Source organism: Alteromonas sp. ABD4_190 (genome assembly GCF_056160105.1).
On record NZ_JBSWWN010000001.1, the window covers coordinates 1479362 to 1496794 of the forward strand.

At 45.9% G+C, this 17433-nt stretch carries 13 protein-coding genes; 2 read left to right on the forward strand and 11 right to left on the reverse strand.

Translation table 11 applies throughout. The features are described from left to right. Nucleotides 1-4 precede the first annotated feature (4 nt). From lgt to rppH, 4 genes are all read right to left on the reverse strand, one after another. Nucleotides 5-817, reverse strand: a complete 813-nt coding sequence (gene lgt, locus ACXAFM_RS06455) for a prolipoprotein diacylglyceryl transferase (RefSeq protein ID WP_474833853.1) — start codon at nucleotides 815-817, stop codon at nucleotides 5-7. Between the two features lie 4 nt (nucleotides 818-821). Next, entirely contained in the window at nucleotides 822-1628 is an 807-nt protein-coding gene (locus ACXAFM_RS06460) for a sulfite exporter TauE/SafE family protein (RefSeq protein WP_474833855.1), read from the reverse strand. Nucleotides 1629-1631: 3 nt separating this feature from the next. Then, complete coding sequence (gene ptsP / locus ACXAFM_RS06465) at nucleotides 1632-3923, reverse strand: phosphoenolpyruvate--protein phosphotransferase (RefSeq protein WP_474835550.1); 2292 nt, start codon at nucleotides 3921-3923, stop codon at nucleotides 1632-1634. A 133-nt stretch (nucleotides 3924-4056) separates the two neighbouring features. Beyond that, nucleotides 4057-4599, reverse strand: a complete 543-nt coding sequence (rppH, locus tag ACXAFM_RS06470; RefSeq protein ID WP_474830530.1) for an RNA pyrophosphohydrolase — start codon at nucleotides 4597-4599, stop codon at nucleotides 4057-4059. Nucleotides 4600-4712: 113 nt separating this feature from the next. Here rppH and mutH point away from each other — a divergent pair, with 113 nt between their 5' ends. Next, nucleotides 4713-5390 carry a DNA mismatch repair endonuclease MutH gene (mutH, locus tag ACXAFM_RS06475; RefSeq protein WP_474827955.1) on the forward strand — a complete coding sequence of 226 codons (678 nt, stop codon included), beginning with the start codon at nucleotides 4713-4715 and terminating at the stop codon, nucleotides 5388-5390. A gap of 63 nt (nucleotides 5391-5453) precedes the next feature. On the opposite strand, the gene ACXAFM_RS06480 is transcribed toward mutH, so the two are convergent. Together ACXAFM_RS06480 and ACXAFM_RS06485 are read right to left on the reverse strand one after the other, a co-directional pair. Then, nucleotides 5454-6527 (reverse strand): helix-turn-helix domain-containing protein, encoded by a 1074-nt coding sequence (locus ACXAFM_RS06480; protein WP_474833856.1) that lies wholly within the window; start codon nucleotides 6525-6527, stop codon nucleotides 5454-5456. Nucleotides 6528-6586: 59 nt separating this feature from the next. Next, a complete protein-coding gene (locus ACXAFM_RS06485) occupies nucleotides 6587-8092 on the reverse strand; it encodes a CYTH domain-containing protein (protein WP_474833858.1) in 1506 nt (501 codons plus the stop codon). Between the two features lie 172 nt (nucleotides 8093-8264). On the opposite strand from ACXAFM_RS06485, the gene ACXAFM_RS06490 reads away from it, so the two are divergent. Continuing rightward, complete coding sequence (locus ACXAFM_RS06490; protein ID WP_474827961.1) at nucleotides 8265-8867, forward strand: TIGR04211 family SH3 domain-containing protein; 603 nt, start codon at nucleotides 8265-8267, stop codon at nucleotides 8865-8867. A 171-nt stretch (nucleotides 8868-9038) separates the two neighbouring features. Here ACXAFM_RS06490 and ACXAFM_RS06495 read toward each other — a convergent pair whose 3' ends face one another. Genes ACXAFM_RS06495 through ACXAFM_RS06515 form a run of 5 tightly spaced genes read right to left on the reverse strand, consistent with a single transcriptional unit; the run spans nucleotide 9039 to nucleotide 17261 of the window. Next, the gene (locus ACXAFM_RS06495; RefSeq protein ID WP_474833860.1) at nucleotides 9039-10373 is read right to left on the reverse strand and encodes a sensor histidine kinase; all 1335 of its coding nucleotides are present in this window, start codon (nucleotides 10371-10373) and stop codon (nucleotides 9039-9041) included. Then, entirely contained in the window at nucleotides 10367-11107 is a 741-nt protein-coding gene (locus tag ACXAFM_RS06500) for a response regulator transcription factor (protein ID WP_474827965.1), read from the reverse strand. The genes ACXAFM_RS06495 and ACXAFM_RS06500 overlap by 7 nt, the downstream gene beginning before the upstream one ends. Further along, nucleotides 11079-14306 carry an efflux RND transporter permease subunit gene (locus ACXAFM_RS06505; RefSeq protein ID WP_474833862.1) on the reverse strand — a complete coding sequence of 1076 codons (3228 nt, stop codon included), beginning with the start codon at nucleotides 14304-14306 and terminating at the stop codon, nucleotides 11079-11081. The genes ACXAFM_RS06500 and ACXAFM_RS06505 overlap by 29 nt, the downstream gene beginning before the upstream one ends. Beyond that, nucleotides 14296-15816 (reverse strand): efflux RND transporter periplasmic adaptor subunit, encoded by a 1521-nt coding sequence (locus tag ACXAFM_RS06510; protein WP_474833864.1) that lies wholly within the window; start codon nucleotides 15814-15816, stop codon nucleotides 14296-14298. Before ACXAFM_RS06510 ends, ACXAFM_RS06505 begins: the two co-directional genes overlap by 11 nt. Further along, complete coding sequence (locus tag ACXAFM_RS06515) at nucleotides 15813-17261, reverse strand: TolC family protein (RefSeq protein WP_474833865.1); 1449 nt, start codon at nucleotides 17259-17261, stop codon at nucleotides 15813-15815. The genes ACXAFM_RS06510 and ACXAFM_RS06515 overlap by 4 nt, the downstream gene beginning before the upstream one ends. Nucleotides 17262-17433: the final 172 nt, after the last annotated feature.

Sequence of the window (17433 nt, forward strand, 5' to 3'; positions counted from 1 at the left end):
ATTCTTATATTTTTTGTTGTTCAACACGGTCTTTCCCGCGCATATAAGCGCGGACTATTAATCCTATTCCTAAAGCTATCATAGGTAAACAAAGAAGTTGCCCCTGGCTTAGGCCCATTTGGTATAAGCCAATATGAGCATCAGGCTCTCTGAAGTACTCAACGATAAACCTAAAGCTACCGTAACCGAGCAAGAATAAACCACTCACCGCCCCTACCGGGCGCTTCTTGGCAGAATAAAGCCATAGGATAACAAAGAGCAACACGCCCTCTAGCGCAAATTCGTATAGCTGAGACGGGTGACGAGGAACATAACCTGCGTTAGGAAAAATAACAGCCCAAGGTACGTCCGTGGTGCGCCCCCATAGCTCTGCGTTTAGGAAATTGCCAATTCGACCAGCCCCCAAACCAATGGGTACAAGTGGTGCAACGAAATCCCCTAAACGTAGGAAGGTGGTATTCATACATTTTGCGCGCCAAAACAGGGCAGCTAATACCCCTAACAAGCCGCCGTGGAAAGACATTCCACCCGCCCAAATTTTAAATAGATACAGAGGGTCGTCTAAGAACATGCCAAACTGGTAGAAGAACACATAGCCAATGCGCCCCCCCAAAATCACGCCCACAAAGCTCCAGAAAAGCAGATCGCTTAGCTGCTCACGGCTCCAGTTAGTCTGTGAAAGGCGCTTTTGTGCCAGCAAGTATGCGGCAATAAAGCCCACCAAATACATTAAGCCGTACCAGCGCACACTTAATGGACCGACACTGAAGATAACGGGGTCGATACTGGGAAATACCAGATAACTGCTCTGTTCCATTATTTTATTCAATTCCTAAAATCATTCTAATGCTTACTAAAACAAGTAAACAAGCCAACATCGCTTTTAACACACGTATATTAACGCGCTGCCCGAGCTTTGCCCCTATGTTTGCGGTAAACATGGAGGTTGCAACAATACCAGCTGTAGCAGGCAGATAAACATAACCCATACTGTATTCTGGTACATCTATCTCACCCCACCCAGCGATAACAAAACTGGTGGTACCAAAAACGGCAATAACTAGCCCGCAAAAAGCGGCGCAACCTATAGCCGCGCGTACATTAACACGAAACCACACTAAAGCAGGCACCAATAATGCGCCACCGCCAATTCCCATTAGCGCACTTAGCATGCCTGCTCCGCCACCAACAGCGGCTAACGCCCCTTTGGACGCTTCATTTTCAGACGCTTTTTGTTTGCCAAAAATCATTTGCAGAGCTATCAATATAACCAGGACGGCGAACACGTCCTTTAGCAATTCACCTGAAATATGACTTGCCACCTGGGCACCGGCAATTGCGCCAAATGCAATCCCTAACCCTGTATAAAGCACAATATGACGCTGAATATTACCCAGTTTATAATGTGCTAAAGCCGACGACATACCCGTGAAAATGATGGTAGATAAGGATGTTGCGATAGCGACAGGCATAACTGTTTCAGTAGTCATGCCCAGAAAATGAATCAGTAAGTATGACAGCGCAGGTACGATAATTAAACCGCCCCCAATACCTAACATACCCGCCAGAATTCCAACCACAGAGCCCAAGATCAAACAGCTGACAATAATTACTACAAATGGGTCCATTTATTAGGCACCTGCTCGGATAAGGCCTCCTAGGCCCTTAGTTTCAAGGTATTGATTCAAGTGCACAAAAACTTCTTCTTGGCTTACAGAGGTGAGTGCCAATGATAGTAGCTGCTTACATTCATCCAGCGTGACTTTTCTAATAAGCCAGTTTATTTTTCTTAAGTTAAAGCCGTTCATGCTTAATCGGCGATAGCCCATTCCCATTAGCAGCAACGCCCCCGCGGGCTCTCCCGCGATTTCTCCGCAGATAGTAACAGGCACTTGGCTTTGATTAGCTTTTTGAACTACATCATAAAGCGCCCCTAAAACGGCAGGATGATAGCTATTATAAAGCCCCGCCACTCGCGTGTTATTTCTATCCACCGCCAATAGATATTGGGTTAAGTCATTACTGCCCACTGAAAAGAAATCGACGTGTTTGGCCAATTGAGGTAGCTGATAAAGTACCGACGGCACTTCAAGCATAATACCCAGTTTTGGCTTAATCAGGCTTTGTCCAGACTCTGCAATTTCGTCAGATATCTCATAAAACGCCTGATTAATAAGGCGCTTAGATTCCTGCACTTCAGATACCGTAGATATCATAGGCAGCATAATCTGAAGGTTGCTTAGCCCTGCGCTTGCCCGAAGCATAGCGCGAACCTGAACCAAGAATATTTCTGGGTGGTCAAGTGTAAGACGTATGCCACGCCACCCTAAAAACGGGTTTTCTTCATTGATTGGGAAATAAGGCAGTGGTTTATCGCCCCCCACATCGAGTGTACGCATGGTGATGGGTAACGAAGGTGCCGCCTCAAGTACTTGACGGTACAACAGTACTTGCTCTTGCTCCGAAGGAAATCTCTCGCGAAGCATAAAGGGAATTTCGGTGCGGTATAAACCCACGCCTGCCCCAATCTGCTCAGCGTTTAGCTCTACTTCAGCAGAAAGACCCGCGTTGATGTATAAGGACATTCTGCAACCATCAACACTCTCACACGGTTTATCTGCCTCTGCGTCAATTTTCTCTGCAATGGCAGACTCTTCATCAATAAGCTGAATAAACTCAGTCTTAATATTACGTTCTGGAGAAACAATGACTTCGCCAGAATAGCCATCAAGCAGTATTTCTTTGTCTTCAAGTAGCGCTGGTGTAACGTTTTGACAGCCCATTACGGCAGGCACGCCCATAGCCCTTGCTAATATGGCTGCGTGAGAGTTGTTCGAGCCACGAATAGAGATAATGCCTTTGAGCTTATCTCGCGGAAACTCAGCAAGCATGGGAGCTGACACTTCATCAGCGACTAAAATACTGGCCTCAGTAATAACCTGCTCAGAAACTTTTTGTCCATTCGCTTCATACAAAATATTGGCTAGGATACGGTCGGATAAATCGACAATATCAATAGCGCGCTCTTGCATGTAAGGGTCGTCCATAGCCTGAAAACGAGCTGCGTAGCTTTCGACTACCATTTTCAACGACGATGCAGCATCCCAACCTTTGCGAATTTTTTCTTCTACTTCGCGCCCAAGACTATTGGCATCTAATAGGTGATGGTACAGCTGGAAAATGGATTTAACGTCATCGGGGATTCCGTCATCCAATCGCTGAGACAGGGCGTCAACATGCCCCCTTGTTACCTCAACACCTTTGCGGTAAAGCTGAATTTGATCTTGCGGCGACTGTGTGCGTTTTACTACCCAGTTTTTGAGGTTAATCGATTTATCTGGCGATACGCCGATACCGATAGCTAAACCAGGAGAGCCTGGAATGCCACGCACATTTTTTTGTCGAGCAATGTTGTCGGTGGAGTTAGAGAGTGTCAATGCGCCGCGTATGTCAGCATTAGTGATCTCTAACGCAAGCTGTGCAGCAAGGGTAACTAAAAACGCCTCTTCATCTTCGCTAAAGCGTCGCATCTGAGATTGCTGAAGTGTGATAACACCTAGTACACGCCTTTGATTGATAATGGGCGTACCTAAAAAAGCATTATACTTTTCTTCTTTTACTTCGGGATAGTGTTTGAATCTAGGGTGGTTGTGCGCGTTTACGATATTAAGCGGTTCTTCACGTTGACCAACTAAACCGATAAGACCTTCCGAAAAACCGATGCGAACTTGTTCTACCGCATCGGGGTGAAGGCCGTCGGTGGCTTTAAGAATGAATTCTTGCGTGTCGTAATCGGCAAGATAAATAGAACATGAGTCAACACTGAGGGTGTGCTTTACACGTGAGGCCAGTTTAAACAAAGCGGTATCGAGTGCAGGAATTTGATTCATTTCCTGCACGATACGTTTCAATGTAGTTAACATAGCGCCTTGCTGGCTCTGAGGGCTCACTAGTTTATCCTTGTGTAATTGCAGCTTGCTAGTCGTTTAGTGTTGCACATCGCTGCCTCTGACACCTTTAACATCTCTGCCCCTTTACACTTTTTCCATTATCGCCTTAACCGCGCCTGCGCTTTTTACCACGCTTGTGCGGGGCTACATTTGGGCGCTGTTGAGGTCGATGTTGCACAGACATAACTACCGGCGAGAACTCTTTCATAACTCGTCTGTATACATCTCGTTTAAACGATACAACATTTCTAATGGGGTACCAGTAACTTACCCACCTCCAGTCATCAAATTCAGGATGGCCTGTTTTAAGCACATTAACGTCGCGCTCGTTGCAATCTAGCTGCAACAAGAACCATTTTTGTTTTTGCCCTATACAAACAGGGTTGCTGCCTTGTCGAATTAATCGCTTTGGTAGCTTATATCTAAGCCAGTTACGGGTAACACTTAAAATGGTGACATCTTTCGGTGTCAGCCCTACTTCTTCGTGAAGCTCGCGGTACATAGCTTGTTCAGCAGATTCCCCTTCATCAATTCCGCCTTGAGGGAACTGCCATGAATGTTGACCATAACGTCTTGCCCAAAATACTTGACCCATTTTGTTGCAAATCACTATGCCCACATTCGCACGGAATCCATCGGCATCTATCACATAGACTCCCGGGCACACTATACTTGTATATGTTTTCATTCTTCCACAAACTATGCTCCAATCATAGTCTTAATGTTCGCCTTCGCTTTTAAACAGGAAATTAACCACTTTTTATGCAGCCTCCTTCATCACCTCCATCTTCGCCAGATAGTCTTTTAGCGCGATGCCACGCTATTGCAGGTTTAACCTTAGGAGAACTGGCTGACATGGCCAATGTTGCCATCCCTGCGAATTTACAGCGTCACAAAGGGTGGCCAGGCATGCTTATTGAGAAATGGCTTGGGGCCAGTGCAGGTTCAAAGCCACAGCAGGACTTCCCCGAGTTAGGCATAGAACTTAAAACCATCCCAATCGATGCTAACTTTTCACCATTAGAAACCACTTATGTTTGTTTTGCGCCGCTTTTAATGGCACCGGGGATCACGTGGGAAACCTCAAATGTTCGGAACAAGCTACAGCAAGTACTATGGTTACCCATAGAAGGCGACAGAGCCATTCCGTTAGCATACAGGCGTGTGGCGACCGGGTTTTATTGGCGTCCAAATGAGGATGAAAACGAAATTCTCAGAAATGACTGGGAAGAATTGGTAGAACAAATCGCTACGGGACAGGTGGAATCTATTACCTCTCGACAAGGTGAAGCACTTCATATTCGCCCCAAAGCGGCTAATGGCAAAGTGCTTACCGATGCATTAGGACCAGAGGGCCAACGTATTAAAACTCGTCCTAGAGGCTTTTATTTGCGCAAAACCTTCACCCATCAAATACTGCGCAATGCATTTGGTGGGTGAAGGTTGATGGATCATGTTGGTAGTTCACAGGCGTAAGCACCCGGTAAAACATCTTTGTTATTTTTAAGAACGAGAATTTAAGTGCTTGACCAAATACTCACTCAAAAACTTTTCTGAATTTATGCCCATACGTTTTGCCACGGCTTCAAGCTTAGCGTCGCTGCGAAGCAGTACGTTTTTTGCGTATTCCAATCGGTAGTGAAAAATAAACCGCCTGAAGTTTTTCTTCTCAGTAAGCTGAAGCGCAATAGCGAAAGATGTAGGGTCGATATCCGCCCCTTTGCAAAACTCACTTAGCGTAAGAAAGCGGGTTTTATAGGCCTTTGACTCAATGGTATAGCGTTCTGCTTTAGAAATAATACTGCTTATCTCGTAGGGTGTGGCTTTGCCTTCGTCCAGTCGCTCGTAGTTCAATGGCGACGGCGCTGTTCGGCGAATAAAGGTTAGTGAAAACAATACCACTAACAGTGCACAGCCAATCATTAAGTGATGAAAGCTTTCCCAAAAAGGTACGGGGAAAAAACCAAAGGTTGCGGCGGTAACAAGTAAAATACTCATAAAGGCAACACCGACCAAGCTTCCCATTACTCCGGCAAGCTTAGGCATTTTCAAGTTTTTAGTGTCCACCGCCTGCTCAGGTAAATGTCTGTGGTACATTTGAATGTGTTCAGTGATAAGGATACCTATAAGCAATACACTGAAACCCGTTAAAAGTGAGGCCAAATAGGCTGGCCATAACAATAGAGGCTCGCCAGTAGGCGACGATGAAAGCCATTGCTGTTTGTCACCCACTGGAATAAGTAAAACGGTACATTGAAAAATTGCCGTTACCACGGCGGGGCACCATAGCCGCTTTCTTGCCGTAGGATAAGCCAATAACATGGGCTTTATGGCACGATAACAACAAGTAATTGCGATGACGGCAAATACATCTGATAAACCATACAAGATAGCTAGTGAGCTCGCTTGCGCTATTCGCAGCCATTCATCTAGCATAAATAGTGGCCAGCAGATAAAGGCGCCAACTAGCCAGCGCATGCTGTTTAAATTCACTTTTTGGACGAGCAGGCGCGCAAAACAGAAAATATAAACGCCTAGTAGCGCATAAAGAAAATAATCAAAGTAGCTTGAAGTCATCAGCGCCCTCCTTCCCTGAGATAAAATTTACTAACGCAATACGTGTCCACCGACATGGGTTACCAGTAGATTTCACGTTGCATAGCCACAGTGCGCGTTCGCTCCATAATTCGAATTAACGTACTGAGTTTCTCTGCTGTCCATTTGCGTACCTCATCGTGAGAGTCCACTTCCGCATCGTCTATTGATTGCTTTAGCATGAGCAATGCGTTTAATTCATCAATGCCGGTAAGTAAATCTAACCAGGGCGCACGAAAGTTACCTCGCTCTTCAACGAATAGGTCACCAAGCAAAAAACCACTCCATAATGTCTGCCTAAGCATCACTTCTACAGCGCTATAATTGGCAGGCCCCATGGTTTTACTTAGCGGCATACTTTGCTGAACAGTTTGCCAACCTTGCGACAGCCACCCTTTGGCATGGTCAAGTACAGGGTGATCAAATCCCGTTGCCACCTTTTGCCAAGGCTTATTCTGTATAAGACTTATAGCGTGAAGCTTAATGTCTGTAGCATCATTGTCGAAAAACAGTTTTTCAGGCTCATGGGCCTGCATTAAGCCTGTTTGCCGTCCTTGTAGGTAACTTACAACCGCAGGATGTTTGCTGAGTGTTTTGTTAAACATGCTCTTTTTAGACAGCAAGTAGCGCAAACTTTGTAAATCGTCTTGCCAGCCCCACTTTTGCGCATGGCTTACTAGTTTCTTGTGCAGGGCTAATAGCTCAGGGCACTGCAATACGGGTAGATAAAGCGACACACTCTGCAGTAGCAACCTAACGCTTTTAGCAACCTCAGCCAGCATTTTTATAGAGCCACTCTCGCAGAAGACATGCTCGTGATGCTGCCAATGTGCCAAAGCGGTTTGCACTGCTTGGCCGAATGCCTCTTCTGTGGTGGTGGTCTCTTCAAGGGCTAGAAAGTCTGGTAGGTGGCGAACTTTAGCGTTAAAGCCGTGTAGCAACTGATAGCCCTGAGCGGCTTTTGACACATCGCTTAGACGCACCGGCATATTATCATTAATAAGCACAGCCAACGAAAACAGACTGTTGATGTCACCTGACATCAATTCAAGCTCAATCTCATTGATGGGGGAGTTGGCTTTATCCGTACTAGCTTGACCGCAGTCTAAGACAATTTCAACTTGGCTATCGCCTAAAGCAACCACATAGGCATTGCGCGTAAAGTGTGTACTGAACTGTTTAGAAAGACTCGCATTCTTTGTTGTGATGTCCCAACCTTCGGGCCACACATTCGACTCGAATAACGTGAGATCCGGCCTTGCGTTATCAAGACTTACGTTATATTCCATGCGTTTGTGCAAGCCACCGCTTACTACACCGTTGGTTTTTAACGTTTGTTCGTACTCGCCATTATTACCACGTACTCGAAAGCCCATTTTATTGTTTTGAAAATCGAGCTGATCCGTATCGTAATAATCGTTCTCTAAGCGCATTTCGCGATGAGAGTTAACTTGGATATTGTGTTTTTCAAAAAGAGGGAGTACACGTTGGGTAAACGCCTGGTGAGCATTGTCACCCGTTACAAATTTTAATTCTATTTCTGACATGGTTGCGCTAAGCACAGCTTATGATGCTGACACCTTACCCTTGTCGATCACTTTTCGCAATGTTGCTGCTGTTAAACAAGCCGCTTAAATTAGACAAAAGTGGAACAAACTTGCCTTTATCGCGGTCAACCAATACCATCTTCACGTTTTAAATTCTAAAATTGGACTCCATATGATTCGAAAGTGGTTAGCAGCAGCCCTTATTGCATGCTCTTTTCAAGCATTTTCGCTACAAGATACCGCTGACTTAGAAGCGTCTTCTTCGCATTACATAAGAGATGACTTGTTTATCTTTATGCATACTGGACCTGGTCGTAACTATCGTATCCAAGGTTCAATTGAAGCTGGCACCCCTATTACGGTAATTTCGCGCGACAATGATGCCGAATTCACGCAAATTACCGACGATGAAGGACGTAAAGGCTGGGTAGAAAGCCGATTTGTGTCAAACACAATGTCGCAGGCTGAGCAGTTGCCTATTGTTAGTGAGAAGCTTGCTGAGAGCCAAAGTGATCTGCAAGCTGCACAGTCAGAAAACGCCAGACTTCGTCAGCAGCTTAACGATGCTCGTCAAAAGGTGTCTAAACTTACCACGACAAACGACGAACAAGCATCTCAAATCATTCGCTTAACCGCCAAGGTTGAAAGCGCGAATAAAGATGAGCTTGTTACTTGGTTTACTCGCGGTGGTATAGTGGCAGGCGTGGGGATATTGCTTGGTGTAATGCTCACTTACCTTCCTAAGCGCAAACGTAGAAACAGCGAATGGATGTAGTGCTAGCATTTAAAATGAGCGCTTAAACAGACAAAAGAACGCCGATGTTAAACATCGGCGTTTTTTGTAGGTGCCCTTGGAAAGTTTAGTAAAATATTTCCAAAAATAGACAGGCAAGAATAGACCAGCAAAAAAGTGCATAAACTTATGAGCACCTACCCTTTTTACGTGTTACTTAAGCGTAAGAACAACGCTATACCCTCTCGCCACAGAGTCCATCTCACCGTGGTTGCCCTGTGTAACCGGTGCAATAACCTTCTTGTGAGAATATCCCCATTCCAACTTCGTACATAGCTTATCGATAAGCTTTAAGCCTATTCCAAAACCGCCATCTAACTCACTATTTGGCGTTACCGGCAAAGAGGCACTTTCGTTTTGCTCTATGCCATCTTCTTCATTAAGTACGGTAAGCGTTGCACCTGAAAGCGTGATAGTGACTTTACCTTGCTGGGTATGCTGGTAAGCGTTTCGAATTACGTTTCCAATCACTATTTCGCTTGCGGTTTTAGGCAGCATCAATTCACACTCATTCAGGTACAATTGCACATTCACATTTTTGCCTGACAGCAAATACATTAAGTCTTGGCTAAGTGCCTCAACCATAGCTTTTAGATTCACTTTTTCTTTAGGCAGCACTGTCTCTTCATTTCTTCCTAACCACAGTAATGTTTCTGTCAAATCCGCCATGGTTTTTGAGGCATGGTCCACCCGCGCTAGAGCGTTGTTGCCTTTGGTATTTCCGCTATCGATCACTCTATGCAGCAAAGCCGCACTGCTTCTAATAACGGCAATAGGCGTTCTAAGCTCATGGCTGGCGTGATTAACAAACTCCCGCTCTCGGTTAAGCGTAGTACGTACGTTTTGCAAGCTACCGTGAATTATCGCCGCAAGCGCGTTGAGCTCTTTGTAGCGAAACTCAGGAATAGGCTTATCGAGCTCTTTCTCATCAAGAGAGGCTGCCCAGCGTTGTAATGATTCTATAGGACGAGACACGCTGCGCATTAAAAATAGTAGTGCGACAGAAAAGGAAATAAGTGCGACAAAACCTACAATAGCACTGTAGATAACATGGTTAATTCTAAAGTGCTTTTGACCATCTGAGGGCGGCGCTCGGAACACTTGGGAAACGTATCGAAGCCTTCCATCATCCAGAGGGACCAACACAGCAAAGTGCGCCGAAACTGGGCGAGAAAACCAATCTGGCTTATTGATATCTTTTAATAGGGTATATGGCTCAAAGCGCTCTTTGGAAAAGCTTTTCTTCACTTCATCAGGCAAGTCATTGTAATGAGCATAAACATGTAAATCGAGGATCTGCGCATGATTACTTTTATCAAGCTCTGCACTTTGTGCCGCCCGAACCATGGTATTTCTGAGCATGCCGTCCATACCATCAAAAAAGCTATCGCTACTTTGTATAGAAAACAGCACAATGACTATTGTCGCTAAACTTAGTAACGACCATAAGACATAGCGTCTTAAGCTGATGCGAAGGCCGTTTACCATTGATCAGTGTCCTTACTTTTATTTGACGACAATGTATTATCAAAGCCCTCGCTCGACGTTTGGTCACTTTTTAGCGCAGCACAAAACCCTGTGCCCGGTACGGCTTTAATTTCTATGTTTGCCTCAGCTTGAGCCAACGATTTGCGCAAATTGTGAAGGTGGACTTTTAGCGCATTACTTTCGGGCGCGTCCTCCCCCCACACCGCATCGAGTAAACGCTCCCGTGGCATAACCTTTCCTTGCTGCTGCAATAAGGATTTTAGCAAGGTAAAGCCAGTAGGACTTAGCTTAATAGGCGTGTTATCAACACTTGCCACTTCACTACCTAATTCTAAGCTCACATTACCGAAGTTTAGCCTTTTCACTTGCGATGAGCGCCTGTGCGCCAGCACTGAAACTCGTGCAACCAGTTCAGGCATATCAAAGGGTTTTACTAAATAATCATCGGCCCCTTTTTGGAACCCTTCGAGCTTATTTTCTAGCTGGTCACGGGCCGTTAGCATAATGATAGGTGTATCGTTGCCGTCACCGCGCACTTTTTCGCATACGCTTAAGCCATCAAGTCTTGGTAAATTGATATCTAAGACCACAACATCATACGGATTAGATTGCATAAACGTAAGTGCTGCCACGCCATTAGCAGCGTGGTCACACACCATATCTTCAAGCTCTAAATAGTCAATGATATTGCCTGCTAGGCCCATATCATCTTCCACTAGTAACACGCGGATCATTAACCATACTCTCCGTTGAGGGTTTAACCAAATACTTTGCCATTAAACGGCTTATATCTTCATAAATTAACAGCAATGCCGGAATTAATAAAAGCGTGATAAGAGTGGCAAACAAAATACCATAACCCAATGAGGCAGCTGCCGGAATTAGGAACTGCGCCTGTACCGAGGTTTCCCCTAATATGGGGTACAAACCTACAAAGGTAGTAATTGAAGTTAAAAGCACAGCACGTAAGCGACTGGTGCACGCTTCAATTACTGCCGCATTCACAGTCATTCCGTCTTCGCGTAAAGCGTTGAATCGTGAAACTAACAACAAGCTATCGTTTACCACTACACCGCTAAGCGCCAATATGCCGTTTAACGACAGAAGGCTTATCATAAGGTCATTTGACCAGTGTCCAAGAATGGCTCCCACGATACCAAAGGGAATTGCAGTCATTATAATGAGCGGCTGCACATAGGATCTAAGCGGTATCGCTAATAATGCAAAAATAGACAATAAAGCGAGTATGAACACGCTTTGCATTGAGCTTTGCGTTTCCGCTTGCTGCTCGGCTTCACCGGCAAAATAAAGCGATAAATCTTGGTATTGACGTTCTAACTGGGGTACAAACTCACTATTGAGATAGTTAACCAATTCTGTAGAAGTAATAACATCGCTATCCACCGACGCACTTACCGTTAAGGCGCGCAAACCGTCTATACGCACTACCTGTTTTTCTTGTACATCTTGAATAACATTCGCCACTACGGAAAGTGGTACCACAGTGCCATCATCCAGGCGTACCTGGGTATTCATTACATCTGACGGGTTCATCCTATCCTTTTCAGGGTAACGTACCCGCACTTTCACTTCGTTTTTATCGCGCAGGTAGCGCTGAACAATTTCTCCACCGAACGCTTTTAAGAGCTGCTGCGATAGGCTTTGGGTATTTAACCCCAAGGCTCGTCCTTCAGGGGTAAGTTCAAAGCGCATCATGGCTTCGCCGGGTGTAAGCGAGCTTTCTACTGCATAGACGCCATCAATATTGTTAAGCACCTCAACAAAAGCATCGTTAGCAGCTGTCAGGGTATCGTCGTTAATGCTTTTAATTTCAACGTTAAACCCGTCTACCATTTCTCGTCGAGAGCGTATCTTTAAGCTTTTTACGCCTTCTAAGCTGCCGGTTAAGGCATTCCAGCGTGCAGACAACTCATCCAAAGAATAAGGCGAGTCTTCATCGAGTGATATGGTGATTGTGCCACTTTGGTCGCCACTCGCCGTTACTTGTAAACTACTAATACCGCTTTCACTAGTGCCGTTTTCTTGCGATAACTGCCGATCTGCTTCAAGCGCATTTTTCTCAAGCAGCATTAAGTTACGTTCGTTCTGTCCATAGCTAGCATCACTATAAAGGGACATATTCGCCGAAACAGTATCATCTTGCATGCTGGGGAAAAAGCTTACACGTACAGCGCCCGTTAGCGGTAAACTAACAACCAAGATAAAAAGCGCGATAAACAATAAAACGGCTGCATAGCGGTAGGCTACAGTGACCTTCAACAAGCGTTGATAGACTCGGTAGTTAAACCATTGAAGTCCACCATCCGCTTTTTGCTGCACTTTATTCCACAGGCCGCCTATTCCCTTTCGGGTTTTCTGTTTGGTTGGCAAGTGGGCTAAATGCGAGGGCAAAATGAGCTTTGACTCCACCACCGAGAGCAGTAAACACAAAGTAACAATAGTGCCAAACTGCGAGTACAAGGTACCTAAGCCGCCAGATACGTTCGATAGCGCGAAGAAGGTTGCCACCGTTGTCAATACCCCAAACAGTGTGGGCACCGCCACTTTATGCGTACCTAAAATGGTATTATGTAACGTATCGCCATGCTGTTTTCGCGTGGCGTAAACGCTCTCTCCTACCACTACGGCATCGTCTACCACTATGCCAAGTGCCATTATAAAGCCGAACGTGGTCATCTCGTTTAGCGTCATTCCCGTGTAGCTATCGGTCATGAAGTACAAGGTGCCGAAGAAAATAAACGGCAAGCCAGCCGCCACCCAAAATGCCACACGCAAATTAAGAAACACAGCAAGGGTAACAAACACCAACACTATGCCCATTAGTGCGTTACTGGTAAGCAATTCCAAGCGCTCGGTAATGAGCGTGCTTTTGTCATACCAGGTTTCGAGTTCGACACCTTGAGGTAGTAAACCTTTATCATGCCACGCATCCACTACCTCGTGGGCCTGCTGCACCATTTTCGTTACGTCGCCATATTCATCCATTAGCACCTGAATACCATATCCATTGGTTCCGTTGTAACGAGACAAGTGATAGCTGTCATCGGCAAACATATCGCGTACCGTCGCCACATCGCCAACGGAAAGTATTACACCACTGGTATCGGCAATAAGGGGAATGTCAGCAAAATCTTTCGCCCAATAAGACTGCTCAGAGGCTTTTAATCGAATTACTTTTTCTTTGTTACGCAAACTGGTTGTAAGGGCGGTATTAGACTCTTGGTTTACCGCATCTGCCACATCAGATAGCGTTAAACCATAGGCCTGAAGCTTGCCCTCGTCTATTTCAATAGACATCATGGGGTCAACAAAACTACCCGCGCTGACCTCCCGAATGTCTTCCTTTGCCAGCAAATCGCGCTCTAATTGTTCGCCCAAGTACTGAAGCGTAGCGTGGTCGACATCACCATAAAGCTGCACCCAAATAGCATGCTCTTGGCGGCGCGCTTTGCTGATAACCGGGTTTTCAGCATCCGACGGGAAGTTAGAAATACTGTCTACTTCGGTTTTGATGTCGTTGAAAAGCGTGTCTAAATCGTATTCGGTTTCCTTTTCTACCTGCACACTGGCGCCGCTGGCATTTGAGGTAGACGTGATTCGCTTAATGCCGGGAATGGCCTCTAGCGCAGTTTCAATTTTGATGGCAATGCCTTCTTCGGCTTGCTTGGGGTCACCGCTGTCATATGTCATCGATATGGTAACAAAGCGTGGCTCCATACTTGGAAACGCCTCTTTGCGGATATCGTTCATGGAAACTAAACCCAGTACGATAAGACTGACCATCAGTAAATTGGCCGCCACCGAATTTTGTGCAAACCAAGCGATAATTCCCCGAGGACTTTTCCCGTTATTTCTATTACCTTTAGGCTCTTCGCTGCCATCAAAAGGCCCGCCGTTTCGGTTATTTGTCATTGGCTTGCCCTCCCGTTTGTCCTTCCACAACAGGCTTAACTTTCGTGTTGATCAGGTAACTGTTTAAAGGGCGCGCAACGACCATCGCTTGGCGAATTTCCCCATCACGTTCTGGCACGGCTTCACTGCCCGTATTGCTCCTAGACTCATTGGTAATGTCGCCAGTAATATCACTCGCCTTAGGTGGAGTGATGTAGGCATAGCCATCGCTTTCAAAAAGCACTGAGGGAGTAAACTTCGCTAGCTGCCCGGTGGCCGGCATTACCAACCATACTTCTTGTTTTTGTGAAATGGCAGAAGCCGGTAGCTTCCATACATTTTCGAGCTGTCTTCCTTCAATTTCTGCCTGCACAAAGCTGCCGAATAAAAGCGGATTTGCTTGATCTAATGGCTTTTCAATAACTGCAATAGCGTTGCGCTGGCGCGTTGTATCGCTTTGATGCCATTCAGCGCGAGCGATGTTGGCATCCCATTTATTGCCTGTGGTGGTATCGGTCAGCGTGACCGACCAATTAATAGCATCATCAGAGAGCTGCGCTCCAGAAACCGAAGGTAACTGAGTCCATTGGCTCGGAGAGAGCCCTATAGCAACTTCGGCAGCATCAGTAGAATAAAGTGTTGCGACAGCACTGCCGGCCTGAACAAAGCTTCCCAACGCTATATCACGGCTCACCACCACAGCATTAAAAGGTGAACGTAATGCTGTAAAAGCTAAGTCTCGCTTGGCTGAGTTTACCGACTGCTCGGCTTCATCCAAGGTCGCCTGCGCGGCTTTAAGCTGTGGCTCTCTTAAAACCAACGCGGATAGTGGCTCGCCTTCAAGCCCCGAACGTGTCCACTCGTCTTTAGCTTGCATCCCCTGTAAGCGCTCTTCTTCTAGGCTTACTACAGCTGTCTGATAGGTCGCATTGGCACTTGCTAATGCCTGCTGATAGCTGGTGTCATCAATGCGCGCTAAAACTGTGTTACTTTCAACTAACGCGCCAGTCTTAAAAGCTGGCGATAAGTGAGTAACTTGCCCGCTAACCTGTGCGACTAAGCTCAAGCTATCTTGAGGAACTACCTGACCATACCCCTTTACTTTGGCCTTGTAGCTGTTGGCGGTTACCTTAATAACCCCGACTTGAGCTAGCTGAGAATCAGCACTTTGTTTTACGTTTTGGCTTCGGTAAGAAGGGCTATCTGCAGATGGCCTTTTACCTGATTCTTTAGCTACTTCGTTCTCATTTCCCCTAGATGGACGAAGCTTAGTGCCTTCAGCCGTGTCACCTCTTGACGGTCTTCCACCACCTGCTGGTCTCATTGTTGAAGCGTCATCTTTTAATTGCTCAGCATCATCGGGTAAGTGCTCAGTATCATCTGGTAATGGTGAAGCTGGCGGGGTTGATTCAGAGGCCCCTTGCGGCCGAGCGCCAGGATGCTGAGCCCCCATGTTCATCATGGTATACATGACTGCCAGCGCAATACTCGCAGCCGCGATCAAGGTTACGATAATTCGTTTATTTCTCATTGCGACACTCCAAGGCCAAGAGCCAGACCTAAGTCAATTCGGTTTTGTAATTTTTGGGCGTGAAGCTCAACAGCTTGAGCTTGTAAGTCAAAGCGCGTGTCATACACAGAAAGTAAGTCCAAGATATCAGCAAGACCTTGTCGATATTGACCTTCAATGGTAGCTACACTGCGCTCAGCATTGGCGAGCGCCACATTTGTATGGCCAATTCGCGCACTGTAGGCAGTTTCACTATCTAGTGCGTTTTGGGTTTCCTGCACCGCAGTTAATAGCGTTTCGCGATACTGCCACCAAGCATTTGCTGCGGTAAGTTTTGCGTCTTCTACTTGGGCCCTCAATGCGCCTCCCTGAAAAAGAGGTGCCGTCATCTGTCCAAGCAATGTCCATACAGGGTTTGTAAACAAAGCTTGTGAGGGTGTAGAGGCAGAATCAGATAGCGATGCCGATAAACTAATACTGGGCAGTAAAGCTTTATAGGCCACATCAACTTCAAACTCTGTTGCTTGTATCGTATAGAAGGCCGCCTGAAGGTCGGGTCTGCGGGCAAGGTCTTGTTTTGGCAGATTAGTAAGCGGCAACAAAATATCTGGAAAATTCACCTGCGTATCAAGCTCGCTTAGCGATTGGTCTTGTCTGCCTAGGAGTACTGCCAATGTGCGCTTGGCTGATGACAGAGCATATTCATACTGGGCAATAGAAGCTCGGGTATTTGCACTGCTTGTACGCGCGGTATCTAAATCGTCTAGGCTTTCAAGCCCGGTGCGATAGCGCGTTAAGATCACTGCTTCGTTGTTTTCTAGTACCGATAACCGAGCCTGTTCGATATTTAGTAATTGCTGTTGAGTGAGTACATCGATATAGCTTCTTATTACGCTAGCAACCAATAAATCTCTGGCCGATTGATAGCTGGCTCTGGCGCTCGCGGCATCTAAGTTTGCAGCACTTATGCCGTCGCTAATTTTCTGCCACAAATCGAGCTCCCAACTTACGTTTAAACTTGCGCTATAGCTCGGGTTGTTTAGCTGATTACTTGTATTTACGTCCGTATTAGTAGATGAACTGCTGCCTGTAGTTTCACTTTTTGATGCTGAGAAACTTGTGTCCACATTCACGTTTCTGTCTGCTTTTGCGCTATCGATAGCAACTTGTGCTTTTCGAAGCGTGATTAACGCCTGCTGCAGACTTGCATTGGAAGACAAAGCTTCATCAATATAGTCTGCTAAATGCGGAAGCTGATTGAGATCTATTACGTCGGTTAACCCAGCGTCTGAATTTAACACTAGGGTTTGCGCTGAGACTTGTTGCTGCGCTTGGGACTGCCACACAACATCATTTCCCGTTGTAAGGGATGCTGATTCGCTCAACCTTCTGTCATCAGTACTTGTGCATGCAGACAATAAAATACAAAGGGTAATACTATTTACCGTAAGTTTTATCTTGCCCATTACTTATGCCTATTACTTGGCGCATAGCTTACTTTTTAAGGCCTATACGCAACTTGTTTAAATTAACTGACGCTAGTATTTCAAACGCGGGGTTAAGGCAGGGTTAAGGCATGAGAAAGAGCTAAGAAAAAGAGGGGAAAGGCTTAGATGAAGCCTGGAGTAAGTCAAATAA

Excerpts from the sequence above, each read along its gene's own strand:
- lgt (WP_474833853.1), bottom strand. The coding sequence starts at position 817 with ATGGAACAGAGCAGTTATCTGGTATTTCCCAGTATCGACCCCGTTATC.
- ACXAFM_RS06460 (WP_474833855.1), bottom strand. The coding sequence starts at position 1,628 with ATGGACCCATTTGTAGTAATTATTGTCAGCTGTTTGATCTTGGGCTCT.
- ACXAFM_RS06515 (WP_474833865.1), bottom strand. The coding sequence starts at position 17,261 with ATGGGCAAGATAAAACTTACGGTAAATAGTATTACCCTTTGTATTTTA.
- ACXAFM_RS06505 (WP_474833862.1), bottom strand. The coding sequence starts at position 14,306 with ATGACAAATAACCGAAACGGCGGGCCTTTTGATGGCAGCGAAGAGCCT.
- ACXAFM_RS06480 (WP_474833856.1), bottom strand. The coding sequence starts at position 6,527 with ATGACTTCAAGCTACTTTGATTATTTTCTTTATGCGCTACTAGGCGTT.
- ACXAFM_RS06500 (WP_474827965.1), bottom strand. The coding sequence starts at position 11,107 with ATGATCCGCGTGTTACTAGTGGAAGATGATATGGGCCTAGCAGGCAAT.
- ACXAFM_RS06490 (WP_474827961.1), top strand. The coding sequence starts at position 8,265 with ATGATTCGAAAGTGGTTAGCAGCAGCCCTTATTGCATGCTCTTTTCAA.
- mutH (WP_474827955.1), top strand. The coding sequence starts at position 4,713 with ATGCAGCCTCCTTCATCACCTCCATCTTCGCCAGATAGTCTTTTAGCG.
- ptsP (WP_474835550.1), bottom strand. The coding sequence starts at position 3,923 with ATGTTAACTACATTGAAACGTATCGTGCAGGAAATGAATCAAATTCCT.
- ACXAFM_RS06495 (WP_474833860.1), bottom strand. The coding sequence starts at position 10,373 with ATGGTAAACGGCCTTCGCATCAGCTTAAGACGCTATGTCTTATGGTCG.
- ACXAFM_RS06510 (WP_474833864.1), bottom strand. The coding sequence starts at position 15,816 with ATGAGAAATAAACGAATTATCGTAACCTTGATCGCGGCTGCGAGTATT.
- ACXAFM_RS06485 (WP_474833858.1), bottom strand. The coding sequence starts at position 8,092 with ATGTCAGAAATAGAATTAAAATTTGTAACGGGTGACAATGCTCACCAG.